Here is a 14,237-nt window from a genome sequence, read left to right on the forward strand (position 1 = left end):
TTACATTATGCGCTTTTTGTAACCACAACGCACTTTTTTACGCTTCTCATTTGTTCATAATCGTTTAAATTTGCAAAAAAAAACTAAACGTTTATGAAAAACAAACTTTACTCATTACCAAACATCTTTTGGACATTACTCCTGCTGGTCATGGCTATGGTCGTGCCGCGGCAGACGTATGCCGGAGCACATTTCGGCACTATTTATGACGGAGACACCTACAACTCGCGCATCTCGCACCATCCCACGGTGAACGAGCCATGGATCACCGTCTATTTTTGGTTCTACGACACGTGGGGCGGCGACGGCTATTTTCTGCACGACGAAACAGAGAGGGACCACAAAGGTCCCGCCGTTTATGTAGATGGCAAATACATCTGCTCACCCGACTGGGAGTTGGCATGGTCCTCAGGCAATGGCAACGCCTCCGGACTGGATGACCAGCGCGGTAACAACGGATGGTGGGGCAGCACCTACACCAACAGTGTTGACGGCGTGAACTACACTGTACGCTTCTGGGATCCACGAAAAGTGAACGGGCAGTTCTGGGTGGAGATGGTCATCTACATGGACAAGATGGCTGTGGCTACCGAGCACGACGTAAAGATTCGCGGTAAGTGGAAGCTCAACGGCGATAGTTCCAATCCAGGCGGAAGCATCAAGTTTGAGGAACGCACGTTCCGAACCCAAGCTATCAGGAACATATTTTCGGACAGCCCAAACTACGAACGTACCTATGGCTCGCTGAAGGTAACGAGAAGTTCGCTCAACACGAGCTACGGCCCAACCACCGTGGCTATGACTACCGACGGCTCGTATTACAAAGACTACGGCAACGGCAAGCGCTACTTCGACCCTTCCACAATGAACCAAGCGGTTTACAAGACCTACAGCAAGGGCTCATCCACCTATAATGGACTGACGCTTTCGTATAACGAAACGGATGGGTCTTCATTCTATCTATATAGACAAAAATCAATTACTGTAACTCCCAACGATCGACCCAGTACGATTATATTTGGCTGGCAGATGGATATGCCTTACAGGTACGACGCTCCTTGCAATGTAGATGCAACCACCGACATGTGGAAAAAACAAATATTATTGACATGGCAAGCCTCTGGTGGTCTTTGTTATGCAAATGGCACATGGAGTATCTACCGTTACCCTGACGGGCACCCAGAGGACAAAACGAAAGTAGCAAGCGACATTCCGTATAATACACGAAAATACACGGACGATGTGCCTGATTACGACCAAAAATACGTCTATCAGATTTATTTTGTACCTACCAATTCGCCTTCAGGCAAACTGCTGTCCAGATAAATGGAAAGCACTACGCAATTCGTGCAGCGCTCGTTCCCGATCAACATCACCGACGTGGTGTCTGACAAGAAATCGATCACGGTGAAATGGCAATGCCCCGAGTTTAAGGGCAACGAAAGCTATGCCTTCAAGCTGCTCCGCACCGAAAGTAAGAACGGACAGCCTGGCGACGACTGGACGGAGGTGGCTACCGTCAACGTTACCGACAAGGGAAAGACGCAATACGAATATACCGACACGCGCGACCTAAAGCTCTGCCCCACCTATATATATAAGGTGCAGACCACGATGCTCGAGAACAAGCTCTTCTCAAGCACCAACATTCTGGAGGGCCGCATCACGGGCAACTCGCAGGTTACAGCGGTCAACGCCACCAAGGGCGACTACAACGGACTGGTGAAGGTGGCATGGGAAGCCGACCAGGTGGGAGCCGACGTGACACGCTACGAGGTGGCACGCCGCGTGAAGGGCACCGACACATGGGGCACCATCTACAAGACCAGCGGCACAGCCTCATCCTATTACTATGAGGACCAGACGGCGCTGCCCGGACAATATTACGACTACAAGGTGGTGAGCATCACCACGTGCGACGGCAGCGACACGCGCCTTGAGAAGAGCGACGACGGATTCAGTCGCGCCACCGGCATCGTGTCGGGCCGCATCACCTACGGCACCGGAACAGCCGTGGCAGGCACCCGCGTGGCATTGGTACGTGGCGACGGCACACAGCAGCAGGGCGGACAGTTCTATGCCCTCCGCGTGTCGGGAGCCGGCGATGGCGTGTTCCTTAGCAAGGACAGCGAGACGCTCAACAAGTATTTCGCCTCAAAGCCCTACACCCTGCAGATGATGATTCGCCCCGACGATTCGCAGACGGGCACCACACCAACCATTCTCGACCTCGGCGGCAAGTTGCAACTGACGCTCGGTGCGGCAGATACCGATGGCAAGGGCTATCCGCTCACCCTCAAGGGCGCATCCGCTTCGGCATCTACGGGCATCTATCTGAAGCCTAACGCCTTCACATCGCTCACCCTCGCCGTTGATGCAGCGGGCGCAGCCACCGTTACCGCCGTCAACGCTGACGATTCTGTTACCGTCGTGCCACTCGCCGACAAGCTCAACGCCAAGGTGTTGTTTGCCGATGCCGACGACACCGGATTGTGTCTCGGCGGCAGCTACCAGTCGTCGGCCGACCGTGCCTTCACGGGCTACATCGACGAGATGCGCGTGTTCAGCGACAAGGCATTGAGCCGTGAGGAGATTCTCGCCAACTACAACCACACCCTTTGCGGAACGGAAGACGCACTCGTGGCCTACTGGCCCGTCGACGAAGGTTTCAGCGGACAGACCACCGCCTACGACTACTCGAAGACGAGTGGCGTGGCAAACGGCAACCACGCACGCCTCGGCGCCGGCACATTGCCCACTGGAAGCATCATCCCGACATCGCAACAGCTTGGCCTCTTTGCCCTGACTGACACTCAAGGCAACTTCGTCATCCGTGGCGTACCGTTCACGGGCGAAGGCACCAACTATATGGTCATCCCCGCCTTGGGCGTACACGAATTCTCGCCCACCTATTCCACACGCTACGTCAGCGCCTCGTCGCTCGTGCATAGCGGAGTAGACTTCACCGACGTATCGTCGTTCCCCGTATCGGGCACCGTCTTCTACGAAGGCACCGATTATCCCGTGGAGGGATGCACATTCTATGTAGATGGCACGATATGCAGTCGCGACGGCGAACTCATACAGTCGGCTGAGGACGGCACATTCACCATCAGCGTGCCCATCGGCGACCACTTCATCCAGGTGAAGAAGGACGGTCATGTGTTTGCATCAGCCGGACGCTACCCAGCCGACCCGAACGGAGCCGGCGTGAAGATTACGTTCGACCGCGAGATAAAGAACATGGAGTTCATCGACCAGACGCTCGTCAACTTCACGGGCCGTGTGGTAGGTGGAAGCATTGAGGGCGAGAAGCCTGTCGGATTCGGAGCAAGCCATAACAACATCGGAATCACCGAACTCGTTCTCAGCCCCACCAACGACCGCTATCGTCTCAACGTGGTGAAGAAGTTGAACGGCACGTCGTATAGCTACGAAACCAACACCGCCAAGGCTACCGTAGAGTCAGCCACCAGCACCATTGCCAGCCATTCATGGCGCGGCGCGGGCGATGCCGCCAAGAAGATTTTCATACGCACCGACTCGCTCACGGGTGAGTTCTCTGCCATGGTTCCCCCGCTTATGTATAATGTGGAGAGCATAAAGGTCGTGGCAACTGGCCTGAGCGTTGGCGATGCAACCACCGTCGACGCCACCAATCCGCTCATGCAGTTGACCGACACCTTGGTCACAGAGAATGGAGCGCGTCATGAGTATGCCTACAACTGCAAACTTCGTCAGACCTATCATAGCGCACCCTCGTTCACCGTCACCCAGCGTGGCCACGACGACGGAGCCTTCGGACTGTCGAAATATGAGATTGAGGATGCCAACGGCAAGCTCGCCATCGACGACATCTACACCATCGACACCAACGGCAAGGTGACCTACAACTATGGTGGTGCCATCTTCGAAAGCGAAGAGAACTACACCTTCGACCTTAAAGGCTTCGAGGAGTATGTCAACCACGACGTGAAGAACCAGCCCGTGGCATCGCGCGTGCCGCTCAGCAATAATGTGGTGACCATCAACAACGCCCTCTCAGCCTCGCAATCTGTATATCTTGAGAACAACACGGCTGGCAAACCTGCAGGTTCGTTGGTGGAACTGGAGAGCAATCAATTGCAACTCGACAGTCTCGGTTGCGCCGTTTACACATGGAAGGCAGGTCTGCCCAACATCACCGCGCCATACACACGCACCCTCTCCATCAGCTATGACATCGATGACCGTACCTACAACTGGGACGGCAGTGGCATGAACGGCATCATTCTCGGTTCGCTGCCCACGGGCAACAACTTCGTGACGAGCGGTCCCGACGTTGTGGAGATGATTCTGCGCGACCCTCCCGGAACCGGCTCAAGCGCCGAATGGACCAGCGGAACCGTCACTTCGAAATCAACGAGCTATGGTGGCGTATGGAGCACTGAGAATGAGGTGATAGCCACAGGCAAGTTCGGATTCGACATCACAACGCTCACCGGAGGCATAGGCATAGGCAAGATAGATGAAATTAAAAACACTTACGATGCCTCAGCCGGCTTGAACGTTACTACCCAAGGAGAGAGTGCCTCTACCTGGAGCCGTTCCGTAACTACCACACGTACCATATCCACCTCGTCGGCTTCCGAATATGTGGGTGCCAATGGCGACGTGTTTATCGGTTCAGCAACCAATCTCATCTATGGATTGGCACGCGATGTCAACTTCCGCCGACAAGGAACGAGCGACAAGGCAGCATTGGAACTGAAAGACGTTGTGACCACGGGACTCAACTTCAAGACCATGTTCAACTACACTGAAAACTATGTGGAGAACGTATTGTTGCCCAACCTGCGCGCCATGCGCAACAGTCTGCTACAGACCGTTGCCAGCACCCAGGGATTCAGCAACACCACGGGACATACCGTCTACCTCACTACGCTTGCCGCCGACGACCCACGCTTCGGAAGTTCCAACCACGACAAGAAGGCATGGGGTTCGAAAGCCACCAAGCATGTATCCATCAGTGGACCGTCGTACACCATGATTGCGCCCAGCAATAACAACCAATGCTATAGCGACTCAGTGGAATGGTGCAACTCACAAATCCAGATTTGGGAGAATACGCTCGCCGCCAACGAGAAGGAGAAGGTGCTTGCCTATGAGAATCGTGAGAAGCATATCGACCAGAACTTCTCGTTCGACTCGGGCAGCAGCGTCAACATGAGCACACAGGTTGAAGAAAGTCATGGAAGTACGACTGACTGGACGTTGACAGCCAACGTCATTCTCGACAAGACATGGATTGCCGCCTTTAACGAGTTGGGTGTCGAAACGCATATTTCCACACGCACAGGAGGTGGAACGCATAACACATGGGAGAGCGGCACCACCAAGCTGTCGTCATTCAGCTACACCCTTGCTGAGGAAGGCGACGACGACGCTCTGACAGTGGACGTATATAAGTATGGTGCTTATTCTCCCATCTTCCGCACACGCGGCGGACAGACCTCAGGTCCGTACGAAGGCGAGGTAAAGACCAAGTATTATCGTCCGGGCACCACCATCATGGAAGCCACCATGCAGATCGAGGTGCCGCATATCACGGTGGATGTGCCTACGGTAAGCAATGTGCCTACGGGCAGCGCCGCCAACTACACGCTGCGTCTCACCAACGCCTCAGAGATTGACGAGGACGTTTACTACAAGCTCCTGATGATTGACGAGAGCAATCCCGACGGTGCCAAGATAACCATCGACGGCATGCCGCTCACCGACAACCGCATCATCAAGATTCCGGCTGGTCAGACCGTCACCAAGGCCATGCAGCTCTGGCAGACCAACACCAGCGTGCTCGACTACAAGAACATCGGCATCGTGCTCGCCTCACAGTCGCAGTACGACCCGACAAGCACATGGGACCAGATAGCCGACACCGTATACGTATCGGCACAGTTCGTGCCTTCATCATCGGCAGTGACGATGAAGCTCGACCGCACTACGCTCAACTCGCAGACCGGCGACGACCTGAACATCTCGTTCAACCAGTTCGACCGCGACTACCACAACCTCAAGGCGTTCCGCATACAGTATCGCAAGCAGGGCGACACCGACTGGACACTGGTTCGCGAATACGTAATCAACGAGGCCGACAAGACCCAGAACAACGAGCTGCTGCCCAGCACAGCCACCGTGTCGTACAAGTTGCCTATGCACAACTTCAGCGACGGCGACTACACCTTCCGCATTCTCTCCGTCAGCACGTACGGCAATGAGGAGGTGTACAACACCAGTGAGGAGATAGCCCTCGTAAAGGACATGCAGCGTCCGCAACCGCTCGGTATGCCTACGCCTACCAACGGCATCCTATCGCCAGGGGACGACGTGAGCATCGAGTTTAACGAGAACTTCCTCAAGGGCGAACTCACGAAGACCGCCAACTTCATCGTCACCGGTGTGCTCAACGGCGCTGAGGTGTCGCACGCCACCGCTCTCGGCATGACCGGCACAGCCAATACAGCCTCTACCGAGGCCGACATCAATCTGGCAGGCAAGAGCTTTGCCATCGACGCTTGGGTCAAACTCAAGGGCGCAGGCACATTGCTCTCACACGGTAAGGGACAGCAGAAGCTCGTAGTAGGCGTGGACGACAACCGCCACCTCCAGGTGAAGATCGGCAGCAACGTCTATACGTCGAAGGCAGAGATGCTTACCGACAAGTGGGCATACCTCACAATGAACTATGCCGTTACCGATAAGGGCAATACCCTGAAGGCAGCCGTGGCAGAAGACGCCACCACCACCGATATCTTCACTGATGAGACTGTGGCTGCCTACGAAGGCAACGGACCACTCGCCATCGGACAGCACATGACTGGAGCAATTCACGAACTCACACTGTGGGACGAGGCTCACGACATGACAGCGGCACTGATGGAGAAGAACAAGACTAAGAACCCGGCAACGCGCCACTTGATTGGCTACTGGAAGATGGATGAGGGCGAAGGCACCGTCATCACCGACTATGCCCGCAACCGACACCTGCGCATGCCTGGCGAAAACTGGTATCTCAACAACGAGAACAAGGCAATCACGCTCGACGGAACATCGCACCTCGACATTCCTACCGCCGACGTATCGCCACTCGCTGCCGACAACTGCGCCATCGAACTGTGGATGCGCGCCGACAAGCAGAAGGGTGAAACCCAGCTGCTGCAGGCTGGCGAGGTGGAACTGTGGATGAACACCGATGGTGTGTTGCAACTCACTTCGGGCGACAATACCTTCTCTGCCGGCACAAGTTCGCTGCAAGACAAGGCTTGGCACCACGTGGCACTCAATATCCTGCGCAACGGCAATGCTGCCGTGTATGTGGACGGTGAGCGCACCATGGCAACAAGCGTGACTGGCATCGGAACAACGGCAAGCGACCGAATGATTGTTGGCGCACGCCGAACACTTACAGAGGACGGAGCGTATAAGTACGACCGACAGCTCGTGGCTGGCATTGACGAGATACGCCTATGGAACGCTACTCTTAGTGCCGACATTCTGAAGTCGCGCCGCAAGATGCGACTGAACGGCACCGAGCAAGGACTCGTGGCATACTATCCGTTTGAGAAGAATACGCTCGATGCCTACAATCAGGTGGTGACCGTGAGCACCGACGACGACATGCTTCGCACAGACCATAAGGCGGTATATGCCGACGCGCTCACCTTCACCGACGAGGCTCCTGCCTTGAGAGAGAAGAAGACTGAGACTAACGTCGACTATTCGTTCACGGCAAGCGACAACAAGATTGTCATCACCCTCAACGAGACTCCTGCCACTATTGCAGCATGTACGCTCAACTTCACCGTCCGCGACCTGCGCGACGTCAACGGCAACCTCTCGCTGCCCGTATGCTGGAGTGCATACATCAACAACAATGAGCTGGCATGGAGCGAGAACTCTATTAAGATGACAAAGAAGGCAGGCGAGAGCCACACCTTCGAGGCAAGCTTCACCAACAAGAGCGGCAAGCAGCAGATGTGGACCATTAGCGGCATGCCTTCATGGCTCAAGGCAGACACTGAGTTTGGCACCGTCGATCCGCTCGCCACGGAGACAATAAGCTTCGAAGTGACAGAGGCTACACCTGTGGGCAAGTATGATGAGACCGTATATCTTACCGGCAACGACGGCATAGCCACACCGCTCACACTCTCACTCACGATGGAAGGCGACAAGCCTGACTGGACTGTAGACAAGGGCAAGTATGAGAGTACGATGAGCATAATCGGAACACTCTCCATCCTCGGCAAGCCGAGCTATGATGCCGACGATATCGTAGGTGTATTCGTTGACGGAGAATGCCGCGGCATAGCCCATCCTGCATACAATGAACGTTACGACAACAGTTTCCTGCTGCTCGATGTATATGGCAATGACGACGACGCAGGCAAGGTGCTCACCTTCAAGGCGTACGACGCAAGCACCGGCATCATGTATCCCGTCACTACAACATCGCAAGACGTGACGTTCAGCGCCAACGTACTCATAGGCAAGTACGCAGCTCCGCTTCTCATCGAAACTGCCGACAAGATAGAGCAGACAACGCTTCTCAGCACTGGTTGGAACTGGACTTCGTTCTACGTTAATGCCGACGACATGAACGTCAGCAGTGTATTTGCCAGTGTTGCCGACGGTGTGGAGACGGTGAAGACCAAGGACGAGTTTGCCAACTGCGACAAGGGCACATGGTATGGCAAGACATTCGACGTAGACAACCGTTCGATGTACAAGGCGAGAATGTCAAGCACCAAGGTGCTCAAGCTCATTGGCAGATATGGTTCGAAGGAAGACCGCACCATCACTGTAGTGCCTGGTTGGAACTGGATAGCCTACAACAATACGCAGACTGCTTCCGTAGCCGACGCTCTTGCAGGAATGGATCCGCAGGACGGCGACATGATAAAGGGACAGTATGGATTTGCCTTGTTCGACGGCTACGAATGGACAGGCTCGCTGAAGGCTCTCACTCCCGGACAGGGATATATGCTGCAGAGCGCAAGCGCAAACGTAAGGACATTCAACTATCCTTCATCGTTGCCAGCCTATGTTCAGAAGAAGGCAGCAGCCCAATGTAAGCAGTACAGCTTCTCACCCATCGACCACCACAAGTATCCGAGCAATATGACCATAACAGCTCGCGTGACCTTTGACGGCGCAGTGCAGCAAGATGCAGAGGTTGGAGTATTCGCAGGCGACGAGTGTCGCACGGCAGAGTTTACCGATGCCGATGGCTATGCTTACTTCACCGTACCTGGCGATGGCAAGTGCACACTGAGATTCATGCTTGCCAAGGACGGACAGACATGGCTTTCGGACGTAACACTCGACTTTGCAGAAGACGCTATATGCGGCTCTTACAAGTTGCCGTTTGAGGTGACATTCGGAAAGACCACGTTCATTGACGGCATCACAGCCGATGACGACACCAACACACGCTGGTACGACCTCAACGGTATGTTGCTTAACGGCAAGCCATCAGTGTCTGGAGTATATATGCGCAGCACGTACGACGCAAATACGGGAATGACCGTAACAAGAAAAGTAGTGCTGAAATAAAGAACTTATAATGTCTGAACCATCAGACAAAGAATAAATAACGACAAGGCGTACAACCGAAACCGCACGGATTCAGGTTGTACGCCTTGTTGTTTGAAAGAATCTGTAAAATTTTTATCATTAACTCATTTTTATATATGAGCAATACTTGGCAAGCAGATTTTCCAATGGCAAATCACCCTTCTTGAAGCGCTCTGCATCTAATGGCAAAATCCGTTCACGTACCTGTTGTTTGCCCTTATACAATGCTGTCAGATATATAGCATTATTGTTTTCTGTTATGTTAATGTCAGAGAAGAATACTGTTATATCGTCAGGGTCGTATACGATGGAATAGCTCGGACGCTTGGCTCCTGGTATATCCTCGCGTAAGATGCCTTTTTCAATAAGGTCTTGAATATCGCGTATTGCAGTATCCTTTGAACATTTCGCCAATGATGCCCATAGTTTCGAAGTTATTTTAGCTTCATAACCGTCAAGAAAGAGATTGAGAATATCAGTTTGTCTTTGACTAAATGCAACAGACGACGCCTTCTGCCAGAAGAAACTTTTGTTCAGAATCGTAGTAACTATGGTTTCTGCTTCATCGAGTGCAGTGGACAGAGTATTGGCATACCATGAAATCCATTCTGTTATATCGCCATCACCATGTTGGATTTTCTCCAATATATCGTAGTAGTGATTTTTGTCCTTGTTTATCTGTGAAGAAATATTATAGAAACGGAACTCACTTCTGTCAGCACGAGCCAATAACATGTCAGAAATAATTCGTGCAAGTCGTCCGTTACCATCCTCAAAAGGATGAATGCTGACAAACCAGAAATGGGCTATTGCAGAACGTATTACAGAACTTATGTTCTCATTCTTGTTGAACCATTCAATAAATGCCGCCATTTCTTTCTCCAAACGTTCTGGTGACGGAGCTATATAGTGCACCCTCTCTCTGCCAAACATACCCGAAACAATATGTTCCTCGTTTGTACGATACCTACCTACTTCTATTTGTGAACCCTCACTGAAACCGGTCGGAAAGAATGACGCTTGCCATGCACAAAGTTTCTCTTTGGTCAATGGCTGGTCATAATTGTTTACAGCATCGAGCATAACCGATACGACAGAATCAACGTAATGCGACGGTGCAGTATTATACATAGAGCGTTTTTTGTTAAATGCGACATTATGCATAGAATAACGTCGCAGATTTTGCGACAAAATTAATGTTTTTTTGTCGCAATAGCAAATTTCATATATGAGAATAACAGAATACATAAAAGAAGAAGAACTTTGTTCACAACAACAAAATGTACATTTCACAAAATATATCTGACATTTGTTCGTTTTTTTTTAGATTTTAGTTACTTTTACAAAGAAATACAATATAAAGCGAATTAAAATGAACAGATTATTACTTACAGGTCTTCTTGTTGCGGCTGCCATAACTGCCAACGCACAAGACAATGCACAGAAGGATTCGCTCACCATGGAAACCATGATGCACAATATTCCTGAAGTGATGGTAAAAGGATCGCGCCCTATTGTCAAGGCAGAGCGTGGTATGCTGTCGTACAATATGCCGTTGCTGATGAAGCAGTTGCCTGCCGACAATGCTTATGAGGCATTGACGCGCATACCTGGTGTCAGCGATGCCACAGGCAGCATATCTTTCTCAGGCAATGAAGTAACGTTGATTATCAATGGACAAGCCACCACATTGACACAAGAGCAACTGGCTGAACGCTTGAAGGCAATGCCAGCCGCACAGTTGGCTAAAGCCGAGGTGATGCTGTCTGCCCCTGCTCGCTATCATGTACGTGGTATGGCTATCAACATCGTCACTAAAGACTATGCCGGCACCAATCAACTATCAGGACAAATCATTGGTGGCTTGGTGCAAAACAAATACGCCAAAGGGTTTGGCGATTTATATCTTTCCATGCAAAGAGGCAAGTTCGGACTGGATGCACAGTATAAATTAGTTAACGGCAATTCATACGGCGAGTCTTCACGCATAGCCAATCATCCACTTGGCAACAATCGTATACACTATAATGACGAAACCGGGCAGAAGTCGTTTGGCATTACACACGACTACCGACTGGGTATGAATTATACCTTTAGCAAGAACCATCGTCTTGACGTAGCCTATACTGGACAATGGGACAAGACAAGTTCAAACAGCCATACGACCGGATCGAGCATCAGCGGAATGCATCATGACAGTCATGAATATCTGCACAATGTAGACGTTAACTACGCGCTTCCTTTCGGACTTACCCTTAGCGGTTCGTACACCTACTATCGCACGCCTCAGCAACAAGCCCTCGATGGTACGATGACCACGGAAAACAAAAATGAAACTGAACGCAACCTGACAAGCGGCAGCAAGCAGACTATCAACAAATGGATGTTCACAGCCGACCAAACTCATTCTTTGGCACACGGTTGGGGATTGTCGTATGGCGTCAAAGGGCAATTCACGAGCAATAAGAGTTATCAGACCACGATTGGTAAGGATGGAACCATCCTGCCTGATGGAACAAGCAGCGTGGACAATAATGAACGGATATGGAACATATATGCTGGTTTCAGCAAGCAGATAAACAAGGCTATTAGTGTTGAAGCATCCGTTGCTGCCGAGCAATACCACTCGCCCGTATGGGATGAGTGGCGCGTATATCCTACGCTTAATGCTTTGTGGAACGTCAACGACAACCATTTGCTCAATCTATCATTCAGTTCCAACTCTGAGTTCCCGAGTTATTGGTCCACTATGAGCAATGTGTTCTACTCGTCCACCTACACCGAGATACATGGCAATCCCAACTTGAAACCCTTCTCTTATTATAATGTCAACCTGATGTGGCAGATAAAGCGACGCTATACGCTCATGGCTTTTGCAAGCCTGAAGCCCGACTATTTCGTTCAGTTGCCATATCAGACCACAGACCGCATGGCTGTGATAATGAAGGAAACCAACTTCGACTTTTCCAATAGTTATGGATTGCAGGCATCAGCCATATTCAGTGCAGGCAAATGGCTCAACGGCAACGTGTTTGCAGTAGGAACCTACAAGCACGACAAGAGCAGCCACTTCTTCGACTTGCCGTTCGATCGCAAGAAACTGTCGGTTATACTTGGAGGCACGGCATCCGTAAAACTTTGCAGCACACAGGACTTGCGTCTAATTCTTAATCCGTTCATTCAGTCAAAGGCAATACAAGGAGTTTACGACATAAGTCCTATCTTCAGAATGGATGCCAAGTTGCAATGGTCGTCGCATGACGGTAAATGGGGATTGCGCCTTAATGGCAGCAACATCTTCAACAACCAATTCGACACACGTTCAGTACAAGGCAACCAGGACTACCGTATGAAGGTAAACTACAACTGGGCATCCTTCACCTTCGCAGTTATCTATAAGTTCGGCGGCTACAAGGAGAAGACAGTAAAGGAGGTGGATACCTCACGCATGGGACACTAAGAACAAGATAATTAGTCTTTAAGACATCCTATAGGAACTATATACACCCCATCCTCACGTCGTATTGCATACTTTGTTGTACCAGTAAGAATCATCAGGAAGGATGGAGCTTTCATCTTTGTGGTGTCTATTTTAGAAGCAAGGAGTTTCAGATTCTTCGCTCCTTCTTCTATATTTTTCTCCCCACCTAATTTTATTTCTATCAGTCCATAACTGCCATTTCTCAAATGCATTGAAAATGAATGGCTTTAATATATTATTATACAAAATATCCCAATTCTGTTATACCATTTATTCCAAATTTATTATACCAAATATCCCAATTCTATTATACCACTTATCCTATTTTGGAAAAACAAATTACAGAATACATAAAGAAAGAATAAACGACATCGGTCAAGCAAAGAGCTGTCATCTTTGCTTGACCGATATTTTATTTAGCGCTATCCTGCATAGCCTTCAGTTCTTTGTCTGTCATCTGCACATATAAAGAGACACCATAGACGGTTGTTCCATCAGCTTTTGTTGCCAACGGATGAACCATGCAGAAAGTTGGTTGAGCACCAAGGGTCCATCCCGTTATCTGAATGTATTCGTTGTTATCAAGCAACAAAACTGTACGCGGCGTACCATTGTACCTACCATTAAATGTATAAGTAACTTCCGTCTTCTTTACAGCGCCACCGTCAGCATCAGAATTGAAGTAAGTGGTCAGTTTCGTGTCACTATCAAAATAGTAATTTTCTGGAGTCGCGCCTATCATGTTGCTATAATATTTACCAGACTGTCGTTTGCCGTTCTTGTCTATTTCCCATGTGGCATAGTGCTTCCATCCATGCCCAATGAACATCTTGTTAAAGTCCGCTTGGCCTATGCCACCGCCATCACCAAAACAGTTTCCATTGTCACTGAAAGAGTACGCAACTCCATGATTGTCCAATACATGAGCCCATTCTTGCTCCATTGTTTCCTCTACGTCATCATTACATGATGCAAAAAATAATGATGCAAAAAGAACTAATACAAGTCCTACGAAAGATTTCAGGTTTTTCATATCAAGAATTGTTTATTACGCTTGCAAAAATATAACTCAAGTTTCGGATTTAGAATTCAAGCCGTTTGAGCATACTCTCTAAGTGCAGCCAATCTCTTGTCATTCTCA

Annotated in this window: 4 protein-coding genes and 2 pseudogenes; 3 read left to right on the top strand and 3 right to left on the bottom strand. The window is 50.5% G+C overall.

The genetic code is table 11. From position 1 onward, the window contains the following. Window positions 1-93: 93 nt before the first annotated feature. A complete protein-coding gene (locus I6E49_RS03905; RefSeq protein ID WP_235400568.1) occupies window positions 94-1,326 on the top strand; it encodes a hypothetical protein in 1,233 nt (410 codons plus the stop codon). Continuing rightward, entirely contained in the window at window positions 1,327-9,594 is an 8,268-nt protein-coding gene (locus I6E49_RS03910; RefSeq protein ID WP_235400569.1) for a LamG domain-containing protein, read from the top strand. Window positions 9,595-9,714: 120 nt separating this feature from the next. Here the strand turns inward: I6E49_RS03910 and I6E49_RS03915 are convergent. After that, window positions 9,715-10,737: pseudogene (locus tag I6E49_RS03915) on the bottom strand (Fic family protein); the annotation flags it as partial. Window positions 10,738-10,987: 250 nt separating this feature from the next. Here I6E49_RS03915 and I6E49_RS03920 point away from each other — a divergent pair. Continuing rightward, window positions 10,988-13,075, top strand: a complete 2,088-nt coding sequence (locus I6E49_RS03920; RefSeq protein ID WP_235400572.1) for an outer membrane beta-barrel family protein — start codon at window positions 10,988-10,990, stop codon at window positions 13,073-13,075. An 11-nt stretch (window positions 13,076-13,086) separates the two neighbouring features. Here I6E49_RS03920 and I6E49_RS03925 read toward each other — a convergent pair. Together I6E49_RS03925 and I6E49_RS03930 are read right to left on the bottom strand one after the other, a co-directional pair. Then, a pseudogene (locus I6E49_RS03925) lies at window positions 13,087-13,308 on the bottom strand (AAA family ATPase); the annotation flags it as partial. A 200-nt stretch (window positions 13,309-13,508) separates the two neighbouring features. Next, window positions 13,509-14,129 carry a hypothetical protein gene (locus tag I6E49_RS03930; protein ID WP_235400574.1) on the bottom strand — a complete coding sequence of 207 codons (621 nt, stop codon included), beginning with the start codon at window positions 14,127-14,129 and terminating at the stop codon, window positions 13,509-13,511. Window positions 14,130-14,237: the final 108 nt, after the last annotated feature.

This window comes from Leyella stercorea (genome assembly GCF_021531655.1).

Excerpts from the sequence above, each read along its gene's own strand:
- I6E49_RS03930 (WP_235400574.1), bottom strand. The coding sequence starts at position 14,129 with ATGAAAAACCTGAAATCTTTCGTAGGACTTGTATTAGTTCTTTTTGCA.
- I6E49_RS03905 (WP_235400568.1), top strand. The coding sequence starts at position 94 with ATGAAAAACAAACTTTACTCATTACCAAACATCTTTTGGACATTACTC.
- I6E49_RS03920 (WP_235400572.1), top strand. The coding sequence starts at position 10,988 with ATGAACAGATTATTACTTACAGGTCTTCTTGTTGCGGCTGCCATAACT.
- I6E49_RS03910 (WP_235400569.1), top strand. The coding sequence starts at position 1,327 with ATGGAAAGCACTACGCAATTCGTGCAGCGCTCGTTCCCGATCAACATC.